Annotated in this window: 15 protein-coding genes; 8 read left to right on the top strand and 7 right to left on the bottom strand. The window is 70.5% G+C overall.

What is annotated here, in order from left to right:
• The first annotated feature begins 4 nt into the window (after positions 1-4).
• From ACFOY2_RS02635 to ACFOY2_RS02615, 5 genes are all read left to right on the top strand, one after another.
• On the top strand, positions 5-343 hold the full coding sequence (locus tag ACFOY2_RS02635; RefSeq protein WP_379526261.1) for an alpha/beta hydrolase: 339 nt from the start codon (positions 5-7) through the stop codon (positions 341-343).
• A 403-nt stretch (positions 344-746) separates the two neighbouring features.
• On the top strand, positions 747-1022 hold the full coding sequence (locus ACFOY2_RS02630; protein ID WP_379526260.1) for a hypothetical protein: 276 nt from the start codon (positions 747-749) through the stop codon (positions 1020-1022).
• Positions 1019-3043, top strand: a complete 2025-nt coding sequence (locus ACFOY2_RS02625; protein ID WP_379526259.1) for a zinc ribbon domain-containing protein — start codon at positions 1019-1021, stop codon at positions 3041-3043. The genes ACFOY2_RS02630 and ACFOY2_RS02625 overlap by 4 nt, the downstream gene beginning before the upstream one ends.
• A 149-nt stretch (positions 3044-3192) precedes the next feature.
• Entirely contained in the window at positions 3193-3426 is a 234-nt protein-coding gene (locus ACFOY2_RS02620; protein ID WP_379526258.1) for a hypothetical protein, read from the top strand.
• Positions 3427-3494: 68 nt separating this feature from the next.
• Complete coding sequence (locus ACFOY2_RS02615) at positions 3495-5543, top strand: endo-1,3-alpha-glucanase family glycosylhydrolase (protein WP_449290122.1); 2049 nt, start codon at positions 3495-3497, stop codon at positions 5541-5543.
• Here ACFOY2_RS02615 and ACFOY2_RS02610 read toward each other — a convergent pair.
• The 3 genes from ACFOY2_RS02610 to ACFOY2_RS02600 are packed head-to-tail and all read right to left on the bottom strand — an operon-like array spanning position 5540 to position 8795.
• A complete protein-coding gene (locus tag ACFOY2_RS02610; RefSeq protein ID WP_379526256.1) occupies positions 5540-6244 on the bottom strand; it encodes a GntR family transcriptional regulator in 705 nt (234 codons plus the stop codon). The two genes, ACFOY2_RS02615 and ACFOY2_RS02610, sit on opposite strands and share 4 nt — an antisense overlap.
• Entirely contained in the window at positions 6241-7365 is a 1125-nt protein-coding gene (locus ACFOY2_RS02605; protein WP_379526255.1) for a CaiB/BaiF CoA transferase family protein, read from the bottom strand. The genes ACFOY2_RS02610 and ACFOY2_RS02605 overlap by 4 nt, the downstream gene beginning before the upstream one ends.
• A complete protein-coding gene (locus tag ACFOY2_RS02600) occupies positions 7362-8795 on the bottom strand; it encodes an aldehyde dehydrogenase family protein (protein WP_379526254.1) in 1434 nt (477 codons plus the stop codon). Before ACFOY2_RS02600 ends, ACFOY2_RS02605 begins: the two co-directional genes overlap by 4 nt.
• 68 nt (positions 8796-8863) lie before the next feature.
• On the opposite strand from ACFOY2_RS02600, the gene ACFOY2_RS02595 reads away from it, so the two are divergent.
• Positions 8864-10027 (top strand): acyl-CoA dehydrogenase family protein, encoded by a 1164-nt coding sequence (locus tag ACFOY2_RS02595; protein WP_379526253.1) that lies wholly within the window; start codon positions 8864-8866, stop codon positions 10025-10027.
• Between the two features lie 3 nt (positions 10028-10030).
• On the opposite strand, the gene ACFOY2_RS02590 is transcribed toward ACFOY2_RS02595, so the two are convergent.
• A complete protein-coding gene (locus tag ACFOY2_RS02590) occupies positions 10031-11098 on the bottom strand; it encodes a C45 family autoproteolytic acyltransferase/hydolase (protein WP_379526252.1) in 1068 nt (355 codons plus the stop codon).
• A gap of 118 nt (positions 11099-11216) precedes the next feature.
• Complete coding sequence (locus tag ACFOY2_RS02585) at positions 11217-12056, bottom strand: P1 family peptidase (protein ID WP_379526251.1); 840 nt, start codon at positions 12054-12056, stop codon at positions 11217-11219.
• A 6-nt stretch (positions 12057-12062) separates the two neighbouring features.
• Here ACFOY2_RS02585 and ACFOY2_RS02580 point away from each other — a divergent pair, with 6 nt between their 5' ends.
• Both ACFOY2_RS02580 and ACFOY2_RS02575 read left to right on the top strand, forming a co-directional pair.
• Positions 12063-13052 carry a LacI family DNA-binding transcriptional regulator gene (locus ACFOY2_RS02580; protein WP_379526250.1) on the top strand — a complete coding sequence of 330 codons (990 nt, stop codon included), beginning with the start codon at positions 12063-12065 and terminating at the stop codon, positions 13050-13052.
• Positions 13053-13142: 90 nt separating this feature from the next.
• A complete protein-coding gene (locus ACFOY2_RS02575) occupies positions 13143-14180 on the top strand; it encodes a WXG100 family type VII secretion target (RefSeq protein ID WP_379526249.1) in 1038 nt (345 codons plus the stop codon).
• A 5-nt stretch (positions 14181-14185) separates the two neighbouring features.
• On the opposite strand, the gene ACFOY2_RS02570 is transcribed toward ACFOY2_RS02575, so the two are convergent.
• Positions 14186-14926, bottom strand: a complete 741-nt coding sequence (locus ACFOY2_RS02570) for an endonuclease/exonuclease/phosphatase family protein (RefSeq protein WP_379526248.1) — start codon at positions 14924-14926, stop codon at positions 14186-14188.
• A 141-nt stretch (positions 14927-15067) separates the two neighbouring features.
• Positions 15068-16009: a peptidoglycan DD-metalloendopeptidase family protein gene (locus ACFOY2_RS02565; protein WP_379526247.1), complete on the bottom strand. Its 942-nt coding sequence runs from the start codon at positions 16007-16009 to the stop codon at positions 15068-15070.
• Positions 16010-16160 lie beyond the last annotated feature (151 nt).

Here is a 16160-nt window from a genome sequence, read left to right as displayed (position 1 = left end):
CAGGGTGACGACGATGACGCGCACCGCCCTGGTGATCGTCGCGGTGCTGCTCCTGGTGCTCGGCCTGCTCTGGGTGTTCCAGCGGCGTCTGATCTACCTGCCCGACCCCGGGCCGGTGCCGCCGGCCGGCGAGGTCATCCCCGGCGCGCGTGATGTCACGTTCACCACGCGCGACGGGGTCCGGCTCGCGGCCTGGTACGTGCCGGGCGACCGCGGCGACGTGACCGTGCTCGTCACCGGTGGGAACGCGGGCAACCGGAGCCACCGCGCCCCGCTGGCCCAGGCGCTGGCCGCGCGCGGGCTGCTGGTGCTGCTGATGGCCTACCGAGGCTCATCAATTTGACCAAATGATCCTTAATGATCGTAGTGAAATGGCCGCTGTGGGACTTCTTCGGCTCTCAAGAGCTGCGAAACGTCTCTGTATCCACCCGTGACGCTTCGTATGTGGGCTGATGCGGGGAAGATTCCGGTCACCCGGGTCGGTCGCGAGCGGCGGTTCTCCTTGGTGGACGTCGAAGCGATGAAACTCACCAGCGGCACGCCAGACACCAGGTGCAGCTCAGAAGACTCCGCCAGGAGCGGTGCCCGACCTCATTCGGTCAAATCTTCGTCACTTTGTGCGATCAATATGCAACAATGAGTGCCATGCCGTTCCCCCGACACGACGCCCTCGTCCACATGTTCACCGACTGCCCCCAAGTGGTGCTGGAGGACCTGCGTGACCTCATGGGACGACGGTGGTCCGGGTGACGCATCAGGACCGGCTGGCCCGCTTCAGTGCCGGCTGGCTGAAGCGCCTGTTCGCCGTGTATGGGGTGACACTGGACATTCTGCACCCGCGAAAGTCTGGCGGGCGTGAGGAACTCCTGGAAGACTTCGTCTCGCTGGTGACCACCTTCGCCGCTCGCCTGTACGGGATGCGTTCCGCGCAGGCGCGCCGCCGTCTGCTGGCCGAGTCCGGCCAATGCGCGAACGACGGCCAGGATTCGCATGACGGCCGGCCCCCGGATGGTGGCCGGTGAGCCGGACACTCCCTCTCGCCGACGGCCAGACGTCCCGCACCGCATGCGCCCGCGCCCTGGTGCGCGGCGGAGTGGACGAGCTGACTGGCGAGGTGCTCGCGATGGCCCGGCTTGCGCAGCGTGTCGGCTGGTGCGCCGATCTGGTGTCCGGCATGACCGCGCAACTGCTGCACGAGCACTGGAACGGCGCCGATGTGCAAGTGCTCGCCTCCGGCGTGGACGCATCCGGCCGGAAGCTGCCGTCGAACGCCTGGATGGCGTTGCGGCGGCTCGGCTGGGCCGTCGGCGCTCCGGAGGGGGTACAGGTCAACGACCGGATCGTGCGGATGGCCCAGGAACAGGCCGGACGCATGCTGCGCGCGGCCTGCTGGCGGGCCGGCCTGGTCGCCGGCGTGTTGGCGGCCTGGCCGGACGATCCGCGCCGACGTACCCCCCAGGAGTGGGACGCCGTCCGGCAGACGGTTCCCGGTGGGCGGCAGTTGCCCTCGAATGTCATCACGAGCCGGACCCGGCAGCTCACCGCGTTCCTGGCGGCCCGCGGGCGTCTGCCCGCCGATGTTTTCGAGCTGGAAGGCGTGCCCCGGGCGGCGCGGATGCTGCTACTGTCCGCCTGCGACAAGCAGCAGGCGAGCATCGAACGCAGCGAGACCGACCCCCGGCGTGCGGTGGTGCGGCTGCAGTTGCCCGTCCGCTCCGACCCGCAGTCCTATCGGGATTGGACGTGGGTGGCCTGCCCGATCGTTCTGCCGCCCACGGTGCCGGCCGGTGCGGTGCTGCACCTGCCCACCCTGCGCATCTCAGAGCGCACCACGGATGGGAAGGTTCGGGCGGACGTGCGGGCCGATCTGGCCTACACCCACGCCGTCCCCGCGACCAGACGCAGCGGCCACACGATCGCGCTCGGCGTGGACTGGGGCCTGAACACCCTTCTGGCGGCGGGCACCGCCCGCCTGCACGACGACGGCCGCATTATCGCCCTCGGGCACGGTGCCCAGTTCCGCGCCGCCGGAGTCCTGGCCAAGCAACACCGCCTGCGGCGCCTGTCCGAGCGCCTGCACGCCAAAGCCGACCACTACCAGCGGCTCATCGACGGACTTGGCCCAGCCCCCGATCCGGCGCCGACGAGCGAACACGCGCTGGCGGGCAAACACGCCGTGTTGCGGCGCGAGATCCAGCGTGTGTCCGCCCGCCGGTCGCATCTCAACGACGCCCTGGCGTGCGCCGCCGCGCGGTGGGCCGTCGATCAGGCCATCGTCGCCGGCGCGAGCGTCATCTACCTGGAAGACCTGCGCTCGATGGAAGCCCGCGGCATGCGCACCACCATGAACACCCGCCTGTCCCAGCAGGTACGCGGCCAGATCACCGAACGAATGCGGCACCTGGCAGCCGAGACAGGCATCGCCGTAGTCACCGTCCCGGCCAAGAACACCTCCAAACACTGCCCCCAATGCCTGACACCACTCCGGCACCGCAAAGCACCCGACCAGCCCGCCACACCCGGCTGGAAATGGGCCATCTGCCCCAACGAAGATTGCAGATGGCAGGGCGACCGCGACCACGGCGCCTGGCAGCGCATCGCCGCCCGCGGCCTGACCCACCAGACCAAAACCGCCGTGGACACCTCCACCGGCCACATGACGATCCACACGGTGGCAGACAAACTCGAAGCCCGCGCGGTCATCACCCCGACCACGCGCAAGACCCGCCGGGACCGGTCCAAGACCGGGCCCACCCGGCGCCGTTCCACACGCCCCGCGCCCAGGCGACGCGGGGCACCCTCCCCCACCGGACCCGACGGGCCGGCGGGCAAGCGTCCGGAGGGACACGCACCAACGGACCGGACCCGGCTGCCCCGCGCAGCCCACCGGCACCAGGACGTGACAACGATCAGCACCCCCATCAAGCGGCACAAACCGCGAGGAGCAGCACTGGGCGCGGGATTCCACCTGCACGCCCATGCCAGCCCACCACGATGGCAAACGATCCCAGACACCACGTCTGACCCAGGATCACAAAGCTGATCAGAGACGCTCTCGCCGAAGTAGACGGAGACCAGCCGGTCCTCAACGAACTCTCGGGCCGCACTGCTGCGCGACCGCTTCCCGGTCGCCGAGCGGAGCGCGGGCGTACGCGCTCCGGTCGGGGTCGTAACGGCGCCCGCGACACGATCGTGCCATCCCGCCTGAGCAGGGCGGTCGCCCGGGCGGCGAACGCCACGGCAGTCGAGGTCGCCGGCGCGGGCCAGATCGACCTCGTCATGCTGAACGGCGACGAGGTGGTCGGCGCGGTCGTGGAACTGGCCCGCCGAATCAGCGGTTCACGCTGGGCGAGCAGGCTGCCGCCCGCCGCACCGCGCCAGAATTGTGATCATGAGTTGACCAGGTGTCAACCTCTCCATACTTGACGTGTTCCATTTTCTGGAAGTCATGCGGAACGACCGCCAACCGCAGTAGCTTGTCGTGATCTTTCGTCATGCTCCGCAGTAGGAGGGCAATGTTCCACCAGTACCGACAGGTGGGAATATTCACGCTGCTCACACTGGTCCTGTCGGCCAGCACGACCGATACGGCCCCGCCGAAGTCTGCCTTATCCGATTTACCCCGCTTATCGGCAAGTTCAGCAGGCCCCACGCGCCCGACGGCCCTGGCCTCGGCCCCCACCAGCCTCACCGTTCCGGCCTCTGACGACGTGTTCGTCAGCCAGGTCGAGCCCGCCAAGAGCTTCGCGACCGCGACCTGGGTGTCCGTCTGCGGCGCCACCTGCGGCGGCGCGTCCGCCGCCGAGCGCGTCGCGCTCACCAAGTTCACGGTCAGCGGCATCCCGGCCGGCGCCGAGAACGTCAAGGCCACTCTCGACCTCACCTCGGCCAGGACGACCGCGACCACGCTCTCGGCCCGCGCGGTCACGGGCGAGTGGTCGGAGGCCGCCACCGTCTGGACGAGCCGGCCGCAGAGCGGCGACGTGATCGCCTCACACAGCGGCTTCACCGCCGACCGGACGGCCGAACTGGACGTCTCGTCGGCCGTCACCGGCAACGGCGCCTACTCCTTCGCCCTCACCCAGGACGACCCGACGACCACGGTCCTGTACTCCTCCCGTGAGACCGGGGACCGCGGGCCCAAGCTGACGCTCACCTACACCACCGGCGGCACGTCCTGCGCCACGCTCCCCTTCGACAAGCCGTCGGTCGCCGCGCTGCGCGCCTCGGCGAAGAAGGCGTTCGGGTTCTACTTCCCGCCCTTCCCCGTCTCGATCGACAACAAGGACCCGGCCAAGGACCAGTACGCCTCCTGGCTGGACCCGGAGGGCTCCAACGGCCTGTACGCCGACAGGGGCGGCTATCTCAGGGACCGCCCGCGCACCCGTCCGGTGCGGCCCGAGTCCACCTGGCGCCAGCTCGACTTCGAAGACGAGATCCGCCAGGCGATCGCCCAGGGGCTCGACGGCTTCATCTACGAGCACCACACCTCCAGCGACCAGCGCTGGAACCAGCTCCCCAAGCTGCTGGCCGCGGCCCAGGCCGTGGACCCGGGATTCAAGATCATCCTGAGCCCGGACTTCCCGACGACGGCGGGCGCCTCCGACGAGAAGATGGTCTCGGACATCCTGCTGGTCAAGGGGCATCCGTCGTTGTTCACGATGCCTGACGGGAGCGTGCTGCTCGCGCCGTACACGATCGAGCGCCAGCCGCCGTCGTGGTGGAAGAGCGCGCAGGACAAGCTGGCCGCCCTGGGGATGAGAACGTCCCTGATGTCGATGTTCATCTACTGGAACGGCACCGGCAAGACCGAGTGGGACCCGTACGTGGTCGGCCACTCCTCCTGGGGCGCCAACCGCCCCGAGGTCACCGACGCCTTCAGGCGCGCCTCCGAGGCCACGCACGCGCGGGGCCTGAAGTACATGGCGCCGATCGGCTTCGAGGACACCAGGGCCAAGGAGCTGCACTTCTGGGAGGCGCAGAACAGCAGCACGCTGCGCGGCTCGTGGAAGGCCGCCATCGACGGCAAGGCCGACTGGGCGCAGCTCGTCACCTGGAACGACTACGGCGAGACCCAGCAGGCCCCGTCCAAGGTCCGCGGCAACGTGCTGGCCGACGTCAACACCTACTACGCGACCTGGTTCAAGACGGGCAGCGCCCCCGAGATCGTCCGCGACGCGCTCTACTACTTCCACCGCAGTCACAAGGCGGGCGCGCCGTACGACACGAGCAAGCAGACCGCGGGCAGGTTCACGATCCCGGCGGGTCCCGGGCCGACGGACGAGGTCGAACTGCTGGCGTTCGTCAAGGAGCCCGGCAAACTGATCATCAAGCAGGGTTCCGACGTCAGGACGAAGGACGTCACGAGCGCGGGCATGGTGTCGTTCAAGGTGCCGATGGTCGCCGGCACCACGCCGCTCTTCCAGCTCCAGCGGGACGGCGAGACGGTGCAGACGCTGGAGAGCAAGACCCCGATCAAGACGAGCGTCACGTATCAGGACATGATCTACCACGCGGGCGGCGGGACCGCCTGCGCCGGCTAGCCGACCGGTGGCTCCCCGGCGCGATCGCGCCGGGGAGCGCCGTCGCCGAGCACGGACTCCAGCGCGGCCACCGCGTGGTCGCGATGCACGTTGAGCGTCGCCACGGCCTCGTCGGCGGCCCGGCGGCGCAGCGCGTCGAGCGTGGCGCGGTGCTCCTTGACCACGCGCTCCCTGTTGCCGGAGTCGCCGTAGTACATCGAGCGGTAGGCGTCGGTCGAGTCCCACAACGTCCTGATCAGCCGCACCAGCCGCGGCATGCCCGCGCACTCGAACAGCGTCATGTGGAAGACCCGGTTGGCGGTCGCCATGGCGAGCACGTCGCCTGCGGCCGAGGCCCGCTCGACCTCGGCCTGGGCCGCCTCCAGCCGGTCGAGGTCGGCGTCGGCGAGCACGGCGACGGCCCGGCGCACGGCCTCCTCCTCCAGCAGTTCGCGGATGCGGTAGACCTCGCGCAGGTCGTCCAGGGAGAGCCTGGCGACGCAGTAGCCCTTGTGCGCCTTGTAGGTGACCAGGTCCTCGCCTTCGAGCGTCTTGAGCGCCTCGCGCAGAGGGACGCGGCTGACCTGCAGCTCCTCGGCCAGCGCGTCCTGCCGGATGGGGGCGCCGGGGCGGAGGCGGCCGGTGGTGATGGCACGGCGGAGCTCGGCCAGCACGAACTGCTGGGCCGTCGGCGGCCTGCGTCCTGCCTCGTCCGAACTCACCGCCCCAATATCTCACGAACCCACGCCTCGTCCTGACCCAGCGCGGGCGGCGGCCTGCGGTAGGAGGGCGGGGTGGCGCTGAGCCGTACGGGGTTGGCGACCTGGCCGACGCCGTCCACGTCCACGGCGGGCGCGAGGCCCAGGTCCGCGGCGAGGGAGAACGCGGCGGCCAGGTCGTTGATCGGGCCGCAGGGCACGCCGGCCTCACTGAGCCGCTCGAACCACTCGTCCGCCGTGCGGGCGGCCAGCGCCTTGTTCAGCTCGGCGACGAGGGTGTCGCGGGCGGCGACCCTGGCGGCGTTGGTGGCGTAGCGGGCGTCGCCGGCCAGGTCGGGGCGCTCCAGCGCCGCGCACAGGGACTGGAACTGGCGGTCGTTGCCGGCCGCGATCACGATCGGCCGGTCGGCGGCCTGGAACACCTCGTAGGGGACGATGCTGGGGTGCCGGTTGCCCATGGCGCGCGGCACCACCCCCGCCGCGGCGTAGGCGGAGGCGTGGTTGGTGAGCGCCGACAACAACGAGGACAGCAGGGAGACCTCGACGCGCTGGCCGGCGCCGCTCTCGTCGCGGTGGCGCAGCGCGGCCAGGATGCCGAGCGCGGCGTGCAGGCCCGTGATCACGTCCACCAGGGCCACACCCGCCTTCGTCCCCGGCCCTTCCGGCTCGCCGGTGACGCTCATCAGCCCGCCGACGGCCTGGGCGATCAGGTCGTAGCCCGGCAGGCCCGCGCCCTCGCCCGTCCCGAAGCCGGTGATCGAGCAGTACACCAGCCCGGGATTGAGCTCCCGCAGCCGTTCGTAGCCGAGCCCGAGCCGGTCCATCGTCCCCGGCTTGAAGTTCTCCACCAGCACGTCGGCCCGCGCCGCCAGCGCCGTGGCGACCTCGGTGTCCGCGCGCAGGTCGAGGGCGATCGAGCGCTTGTTGCGGTTGACGCCGAGGAAGTACGTGGCCTGGCCCTCCGGCCCGTACGGCGGCCCCCAATGACGGGTGTCGTCCCCGGTCCCCGGCCGCTCGACCTTGACCACCTCGGCCCCCATGTCGGCCAGGAGCATCGTGGCGTACGGCCCGGCCAGCACCCGGCTGAAGTCGGCGATCAGCACCCCGGACAGCGCGCCGCTCACGCCGGCGCTCCCAGGTAGACCGTCATCTCGCGCGTGTAGAAGTCCAGGGCCGCCCGCCCCTGCTCCTTGGGCCCGAACCCGCTCTGCTTGACCCCGCCGAACGGCACGTAGGGGAAGGTCCCCGCCGACTCGGAGTTGACGTGCAGCACGCCCACGTCCAGGCGTTCGACGGCCTTCATGGCGACCCCGAGGTCCTTGGTGAACAGAGCGGCCGACAGGCCGTGGTCGCTCAGGTTGGCCAGCTCCAGCGCCTCTTCGGTGCCGGAGGCCCGCACGGCCCCCACGACCGGCCCGAACAGCTCGGTGCGCCAGAAGTCCACCCCGGTCCCCGGCAGCCAGAGCACGGCCGGCGGCGCGAACCAGCCCTCGCCGTCGTACGGCTCCACGCCCGTCAGCGCTTTGGCGCCCTCGTCCACGGCCCGCCTGACCCCGGAGCAGACGCGGTCGCGGGCGGCCGAGCTGACCAGCGGGCCCATCTCCACTCCGGCCTGCAGCGGGTCGCCGACGACAAGCGCCGCGGCGCGGGCGGCGAGGCGTTCGAGCAGTTCGTCGGCCACCCGGGCGTCCACGATGAGCCGTGAGGTGGCCGTGCACTTCTGCCCGGTCGAGCGGAACGCGCCGAGGCTGACCTGCTCGGCGGCGTGGTCGAGGTCGGCGTCGGCCAGGACGATGGAGGCGTTCTTGCCGCCCATCTCGGTCTGCACCGGCTTGGCCAGTTCGCCGCAGCGCGCGATGACGGCCCGGCCGACCGCCGTGGAGCCGGTGAAGGAGACCGCGTCCACGGCGGGGTGGCCGACGATGGCCGAGCCGGTCTCGGCCTCGCCGTAGACGAGGTTGAGCACGCCGTCGGGCAGACCCGCCGACGTCAGGGCCTGGGCCAGCCGGTAGGCCAGCAGCGGCACCAGCGAGGACGGCTTCCACACGACGGTGTTGCCGTAGCTGAGCGCGGGGCCGATCTTCCAGGCGGGGATGGCGATCGGGAAGTTGAACGGCGTGATCATCCCGATCACGCCGACCGGCTTGCGGACGACCAGGACCTTCTCGCCCGGTCGCGGGGAGGCGTAGATCTCGCCGCTCTCCCGATCGGCCGCGCCCGCGTGGTAGCGCAGGATGCGGGCCGCGCCGCGGACCTCGGCGACCGCCTCGGGCAACGTCTTGCCCTCCTCGCGGGCCAACTCGGCGCCCCACTCGTCGGCGGCGGCGTCCACCAGATCGGCGGCGGCGACCAGCACGGCCGCGCGGGCGTGGTGCGGCGTGGCCGCCCAACCGGGCGCCGCCGCGCGGGCCGCGGCGACCGCCCGCGCCACCTCGGCGGCGGAGGCGAACCGGCCCCGCGCCACCACCTCGGAAGGCCGGGCGGGGTTGGCGTCGGCGAACTCCTCGCCCTCCCCTTCGGCCCAGTGATCGCCAATCAGATTCAGAACGTCCATGGTAAATGCACCCTAACTGTGCCATATTGGATTTTCAATATTGGATCCAAAATAGGGAGGACGGACGGATGATCGCCCCGACCGCGCTCTTCGCCCTGGACACGCTGCTGACCGAGGAAGAGCGCGAGATCAGGACCACGGTCAGGCGCGTCTGCGACAAGGAGATCAGGCCGCACGTCGCCGGCTGGTTCGAGGCCGGAGAACTGCCCGCCCGCGAGCTGGCCAGGACCCTCGGCGCGGTCGGCGTGCTCGGCATGCACCTGGACGGCTACGGCTGCGCCGGCATGGGCGCGCTCTCCTACGGCCTGGCCTGCCTGGAGCTGGAGGCCGCCGACTCCGGGCTGCGCAGCCTGGTGTCGGTGCAGGGCTCGCTGGCCATGTACGCGATCTGGAAATACGGCAGCGAGGAGCAGAAGCAGCAGTGGCTGCCCGCGATGGCGACCGGCGAGCTCATCGGCTGCTTCGGCCTCACCGAGCCCGACTTCGGCTCCGACCCCGGCGGCATGCGCACCACGGCCAGGCGCCAGGGCGGCGACTGGGTGCTCGACGGCACCAAGATGTGGATCACCAACGGCTCGGTGTCGGACGTGGCGGTGGTGTGGGCGCGCACCGACGAGGGGATCAGGGGCTTCCTGGTGCCGGCGGGCACGCCGGGATTCACCGTCAACGACGTCAAGCACAAGATCTCTCTGCGCGCGAGCGTGACGAGCGAACTGGTGCTGGACGGCGTCCGGCTGCCCGACGGGGCCATGCTGCCCGGTGCCAGGGGCCTGTCCGGGCCGCTCGGCTGCCTGAACGAGGCCAGGTTCGGGATCGTGTTCGGGGCGATGGGGGCGGCCCTGGACTGCCTGGAGACGACCATCGCCTACACCGGCGAGCGCGAGGTGTTCGCCAAGCCGCTCTCCTCCTACCAGCTCACCCAGGAAAAGCTCGCCGACATGGCGCTGGAACTGGGCAAGGGCCTGCTGCTCGCGGTGCACCTGGGGCGGCTGAAGGAAGCCGGCACGATCACGGCCGAGCAGGTGAGCGTCGGCAAGCTCAACAACGTCCGCGAGGCCCTGGAGATCGCCAGGAAGTGCCGCACGCTGCTCGGCGCGAGCGGCATCACCCTGGAGTACCCGGTCATCAGGCACGCGGTGAACCTGGAGTCGGTGCTGACCTACGAGGGCACCTCCGAGATCCACTCCCTGGTCATCGGCAAGGCGCTGACCGGGATCGCCGCGTTCAAGTGACACCTAGAACGTCTGCCAGGTCTCCTCGGCGACCTGGCAGGGCCCGCCCTGGTGCACCCGCATCCGCCCGGCCGGCAGATCGAGGCCGATCGTGGCCAGCGTCTCCCACCGCTGATTGAGCGGCTGCGTGAAGTCAGGGTGGGCGCAGACGGGCGCGTCGTCGGGGCCGTGGCTGAGCATGGCCAGCGCCCGCGCGGTGAGGTCCTCGTCGGACAGCCCCTTGACGTGGTCGCGCAGGTGCTGGTGCCTGACGTAGGTGAAGGGCCGCTCGGTGGCGTGCCGCTCCCCCACCGCCAGCGCGGCGTCCAGGAAGTGGTTGCAGTGCAGCAGGACGCCGCCGGGGTCGGGCGGGATGGCCGCCACGCCCGCCGGGGAGATCTCGATGGCCGCCGCCTCCCGCATGGTCACGGCCGTGATGACGGTCGAGGCCGAGACCTTCGCCGAGCGGGCGACGCCGACGGCCTCCTCGACGCTGGCCGCCTCGTCGAGGATCCTGCGGGCGATCAGGTGCACGGGCACGCCGAGGTCGGCGCTGTCGGAGTCGTGACGCAGGATGTTGAAGTGGATGCCGAGCCCCGCGCTGTTGACGCCGATCTTGGCCAGCGCCCCGGCCTCGGTGAACGTCCTGACCACGTGCCCCGGCCTGGGTTCGAGCTCCCAGAGCATGGGGGCGTCGCGCAGGTGGTCGTGCCAGTCCCAGGTCTGCACCGTGCGCGGCGGCCGGCCGGCCCCCGGCAGCACGACGGAGGTCGAGCACTCCCCCTCGCCGGTCGCGTCGATCGCGGCCAGGATCTCGGTACGGGCGTTGACCACGGCGACCTGCCATGGTTCCAGGCCCGCGCCCGCGGCGATCCCGGCGATCTCGTCGGCCAGGGCGGGCGCCCAGTCGGCGGCGCGGTCGAGCGCCCGCTCTCCCCACATCCTGACCTGTGCGGGGCCGGCTCCCGCGGCCGCGAACAGGTCGGAGTAGCCGGCCAGGTTTGCGGTGATCTGCTTGCGCTGGTGGGTGCCGAGCTCCTTGCCACGGGCACGGGGCTCGGTCTGCGTGGAAATGAACACGGGAAAGGTCATGAACCCTCCTGATGAGTTCTAGGAGCAGGCCAGCGAGCCGCGGATTGTCTGCGCAAGGCCACTACCCCGGGCGGCAGAGCGGCGAACCTTTCGCTGGATGCGGGGAAGTAGGGCATCCTCACTCCACCGCGCTCAGGATGGCGTCCCAGGCGACCTCGGAGGCCAGCGTTCCCAGGCCCGTCGGCTTGACGCCCGCGAGATCGACCTCGTCGGTGGTCATCGCGAACAGCACGTCGCCGTCGTTCATCGTGTGGAACGGCTGGATGCCCCGGTGCATGGAGCTGTGAACCTGGCGGCCGACCTGGAGCAGCTCGACGTCGGACAGCTTCACGTTGGTGACCAGCACGGTCAGCGTGGTGTTGCCCATGACCGGCGGGGCCGGGTCGCCGACGGCGGCGGCGTAGTCCTCGCGCGGGTGGCGGCGTAGGCCATCCCCCTCGTGGTAGTTGCCGCGCACGATCGCGCCGTCGCGGTCCACCACGGCGCCCACGGCGTTGACCACGGTCGCCACCAGCACCTTGGCCTCGCCGTAGACGCCGAACGCGGCGCCCTGCCCGGCGAACTCGGCCCGCCCGAAGTCCACCTTGCCGGCGCTGGCCGTGCGGCCCGCGCCGCACCGGCCCACCGGGAAGCTGCCCTCGACGGCGTTGCGCAGCGCTGCCCTGCCCAGCTCGGCATCGGGATAGACGGCGGTGTCCCTGGTGGAGAAGTCGTAGATCACCGCGCCGGAGACGAGCGGCAGTTCGTCCCAGCGGGTGCGGTTGTCCCTGCGGGGTGCTTCCCGGTGGCCAGGTGCAACGTTCCGCCCCTTTCTGCTTGCCGGAACGTTCCGGCAAGTTTCGGCTAACTTAATTGCGTGAAGCGCCCGAGACAAGACCCAGAGGGCACGCGAAACAGACCGTTTACCGAAACGTCCGAGCACCGGGCGGCCGGAGAGGCGGGAAGGGACGACTACCATCGGGGCGTGCAAGCAGCAGACGAGCCGGTCACGATCCTCACCGTCGCCAAGGAGGCGGGGGTGTCCAAGACGACGGCCTCCGACGCGTTGCGCGGCTCCGGGCGGGTCTCGGAGACGACACGGGAGGCGGTCGCGCGGGTCGCCGAGCGGCTCGGGTACGTGCCCAACGGCTCGGCCCGCCACCTGCGCAGGGCCAGCACCGGCACCATCGGCCTGCACGTGCCCGAGGTCCTGACCCGCTCGTCCTACTACATGTCGTTCGTCTTCGGCGTGGTCGAGCAGGCGGCGCGGCACGACTACGACGTCACGCTGATCACCTCGGGCCAGCGGCGCACGCGCCCCCCACGCGTGGACGGCCTGGTGCTCGGCGACCCGCTCGGCGGCGACCCGGTGGTCGAGGGCTTGATGGCGACAGGGCTGCCGACCGTCTCGTGCGAGCGCTTCCCCGGCGACCGGCAGGCCGACGGGGTCGTGTGGTCGCAGCACGCCGCGATGCTCGCCCGCCTGCTCGACCACCTGCGCGAGTCGGGCGCGTCCAGGCCGGCGCTGATCGTGGCCGGCGACGAGAGCGACTGGGCGGCCAACGTCCACCGGGGCTACCTGGGCTGGTGCGTGGCGGGCGGGGTGACACCGCTGGTGCGGCGGGTGTCGTTCGACGCGACCGGCGACGAGGTCCGCGCCGCCACCCGCGCCCTGCTCTCGGTGGCCGGCGAACGGCCGGACGCGCTGGTGTGCGCCCCCGCGGGGGCGGCCGCCGAGGTCGCGCCCCTGCTGCGGGAGGCGGGAGCCGGCGTGCTGCTCGCCTCATGCGTCGACAACGCGGGCACACGTCAGGCCGACCCGCCGATCACCGCCATCGACCTGCGCCCACGCGAGGCGGGGGCAAGCTGCGCGGAACTGCTCTTCGAGCTGCTGTCCGGAGCCGCACCGATGGGGACGGAACGCGTGCACCCGATCGAGCTGGCCATACGCGCCTCCACCCGCCCCCTCCCCTGACGCCCGCCCTGAGGGCGCGACCCAGCACGTCCGGCTCCGGCTGACCGGGGATCTTGCGCGTCATGCTGCCTTGATGTAAGGGTGATCTCCATGGCACCGGAGCCAACCAGTGAGACCACTGAGACCAGCCAGGCGTCCATCACCACCTCGGACGTGTGGGATTTACGGGCCGACCCGGGGCGGCTGGAGCTGCTGGCCGGCACCTGGCGGAGCCTCGGCTCCAAGGTAAGCGGCGCGGAGGAGAAGATCACCAGCGCGGCAGGAGCGGTGTTCTCCAAGGAGCACTGGACGGGCGACACCGCCGATGCGTTCAATGACTACCGCAAACGGCTGGCCGACGACATCGAGCGGGCCGGCGCGTGGGCGGACAACATCGCGCAGGTGCTCGATCTGACGGCCACGACGCTCCGGGTGCAGCAGGGGCTCCTCGATGACGAGCGTGACAAGCTCAGTGCGGTGCCCTCGAGCGCCGACGCCGAGACCGTGACGTTCCGGCCGGCCGACGCCGACCAGACGAGCCTGGTCAACGGCTCGATCTCGGTGGCCGAGGAGATCCGCCGGCGGGTGGACACGGTGCTTGAGGAGAAGCGGCAGGACCTGGACTTCTACCGCCGGCAGTTCGACCTGATAGCCGAGCAGTGGAAGCCTCGTTCGGTACGCCTGGTCAACCTCAACGTCGGCCAGGGCGCGGGCAACTCACCCGGCGACTCGGCCGGCACCGACTCCCGGGACATGAATGCCATCGCGCAGGCGATCGCCAGCCAGGATGCGGACATCGCCACGGTGCAGGAGGTCTTCGAGCACGACCTCGGGAGCCTGGAAAGAGAGCTCGAAAGCCGTACGGGCGACTCCTGGGAGGTCAGGTACACGGAGGCGAGCACGAAGTACCAAGCCAGCGACAACTTCCCCATCCTCGGTGACAGGTTGAACGCCTCGTTCGGCAATGCCGTACTCGTCCGGGAAGGGGATGTCATCGCGGGCGCGGAGGGCAGCAACGGCGTCAAGCTCGACGTGGACGGCGGCGAGATCCCGCTGCCGGCCAACCAGCCGGGCGGGGGCGACCGAAGCATCCAGGACGGCGAAGGACGCTCCGCCGCCGCGACGGACGTGCAGATCAGGCCGCGCTGAGCGGCCTACCAGTCCGGCACCTGCACGTCGACCACCTGGCCGTCGTGGTCGGAGGTGGCGCCGTCCATCAGTCGGGGCTGGTCCATGATGAACGCGGGCGAACCGGCCACGTGGTCGATGCGACTGCCGGAAGGCGAGGTGCCGACGACGTCGCCGTTTTCGTCGGTCGCCCCCGAGTAGACCGTGTAGCCCTCCTGGGCGAAGGCGTTGATGGCGTCGCCGGAGCTGTTGTTCTTCGGGTTGACGCCGTCGTTGGTGACCACGTTGAGGTCACCGCCCAGCAGCGACGGCCCGCCGTTCATCGCCTCGTGCAGCCGGTCGATCTGCCCAGTGCGGACGAAGTCATCGTATTCATGCAGCCCGTGGCTGTGAACATGAGCGCTGTAGACACCGAACCCCTGCCTGGCACCCGCGAAGATGCGATCCGCCACGTCGTCTTCGAGCTCCTTGAACGCCCTGATGACCCGGCGAATCCGCTCGCCGTCGGAATCGAGCACCCCGATGAGGATCTCCGCGAGGTTGTCCGCGGCCGCCTGCACATCCGCGTGCGCCGATCCCGTCACCGTCGCCTTCGAGGTGTTGCCGAACGCGTTGGACCCCGGCACGACGGGCACCGGCGCGTAGGTGACGGCCCCGGGCCCCTCGGCCAGCGCCCGGCGTCCCTCCTCCACGGCAGTGCGCGCCTCGTCGACCTGCCCGGCCAGCTCACCGACCGGGCCGAAGTGCATGCCTGCCTCAGCACCCATGGCAGGCAAGTCTAGTGAAGATCGGCGGGGCATGGCGAGGAGCCGGCAGTCGCGGCCCGTTCTTGGCCACAACTGGCCCATGCAAGAACGGTGACCGCGACTGCCGGCTCCTGTGTCCACTCGCGCGCGTGATGCCGATGGTCAGTGGCAGACCTTCTGGCCCTTGGTGATGTGGTCGTAATGGCCTGCGGTGCACCCCAGGTGGCGCATGTGGCGTGGCCGGGCGCTCTGCCCGCCGTACACGCCGCCGCTCGGTGTGATCTTGGCGTTGCGCATCAGGGAGAAGTGCAGGTGCGGAGCGAATCCGCCGGTGCCGCCAACGGTCCCCACGATGGTGTTGTCGGTGATCGTCTGTCCGGTTCTGACCTTCACCTGGTCGAGGTGGCAGACCACGCTCCACCAGCCGCCGCCGTGGTCGATGACCACGTACTTCCCGCAGGTCCGCCAGTCGCTGGGCGCCCAGCCGGCGTATTCAACGGTCCCGGCGCCGCCTGGTGCCAGTACGGGGTCGCCCAGCTTCATGCCGAGGTCCAGCGCGTAGTGTTGATTCATCGTGGTTGCCGATCCGCAACCCTTGTGGAAGCCCTCGTCGTAGTAGCTTCCGTTCTGCCACGCGTAACCGGCGCCGCTGTTGGCCGCTCGCGTGAGAGGAGTCTGCAGGAACTTGGAGGCGGGCCAGTCGACACAGCCGGCGGCGACCGGCGGAACACCGGACGTGGCGCCGCATCGCTTGACCCCGGGGGAATAGCCGTCGGCGCCGACGGTGGGTGTGGACATGTACCAGTCGTAGACCCAGGTGCCGTCAGACAGCCGGTCCCAGGTGGTGAAGGGCCTGCCCTTGTGCACCTTGCCGTCCACCTGACCGCCGTCGTTGATCTGGCAGGCCACATTGAGCGCGGTCCCGTTGGGGACGTACCGGATGACGTGGCCGACGCGCGGTTCGCTCTGAATGGCCAGCCCTCGCGAGTCCGCTCCGGTCACACGGTACGTCGCGGCGTCGGCCGTGCTCAGACCTGTGCCGACGCTCACCAGGATGGTCAGGGACACGACGGACCACGCCCGTCTGATCGTGGAGGACAACACAGCCGATTCCTCTGCTTCGATGGGTGGGTAGGTTCGGGTGGTGTGAGCAGTTGTCACTGAAGAGATTCCACTCGCGATCCTTGAACGCATGCTGCTGCGCCGCCCTTTTCCTGATGGGCGAACCGCGTGTTCGCGGCGGTTGTTTTGACTC

Source organism: Nonomuraea purpurea (assembly GCF_042650645.1).
Taxonomy (GTDB): domain Bacteria; phylum Actinomycetota; class Actinomycetes; order Streptosporangiales; family Streptosporangiaceae; genus Nonomuraea; species Nonomuraea purpurea.
This window is presented reverse-complemented; position numbering and strand designations above follow the sequence as displayed.

Bases quoted from the DNA above. Each gene is read 5' to 3' on its own strand.
- ACFOY2_RS02615 (WP_449290122.1), top strand. From the start codon at position 3,495: ATGCTCCGCAGTAGGAGGGCAATGTTCCACCAGTACCGACAGGTGGGA.
- ACFOY2_RS02600 (WP_379526254.1), bottom strand. From the start codon at position 8,795: ATGGACGTTCTGAATCTGATTGGCGATCACTGGGCCGAAGGGGAGGGC.
- ACFOY2_RS02595 (WP_379526253.1), top strand. From the start codon at position 8,864: ATGATCGCCCCGACCGCGCTCTTCGCCCTGGACACGCTGCTGACCGAG.
- ACFOY2_RS02590 (WP_379526252.1), bottom strand. From the start codon at position 11,098: ATGACCTTTCCCGTGTTCATTTCCACGCAGACCGAGCCCCGTGCCCGT.
- ACFOY2_RS02585 (WP_379526251.1), bottom strand. From the start codon at position 12,056: ATGGTAGTCGTCCCTTCCCGCCTCTCCGGCCGCCCGGTGCTCGGACGT.
- ACFOY2_RS02575 (WP_379526249.1), top strand. From the start codon at position 13,143: ATGGCACCGGAGCCAACCAGTGAGACCACTGAGACCAGCCAGGCGTCC.
- ACFOY2_RS02570 (WP_379526248.1), bottom strand. From the start codon at position 14,926: ATGGGTGCTGAGGCAGGCATGCACTTCGGCCCGGTCGGTGAGCTGGCC.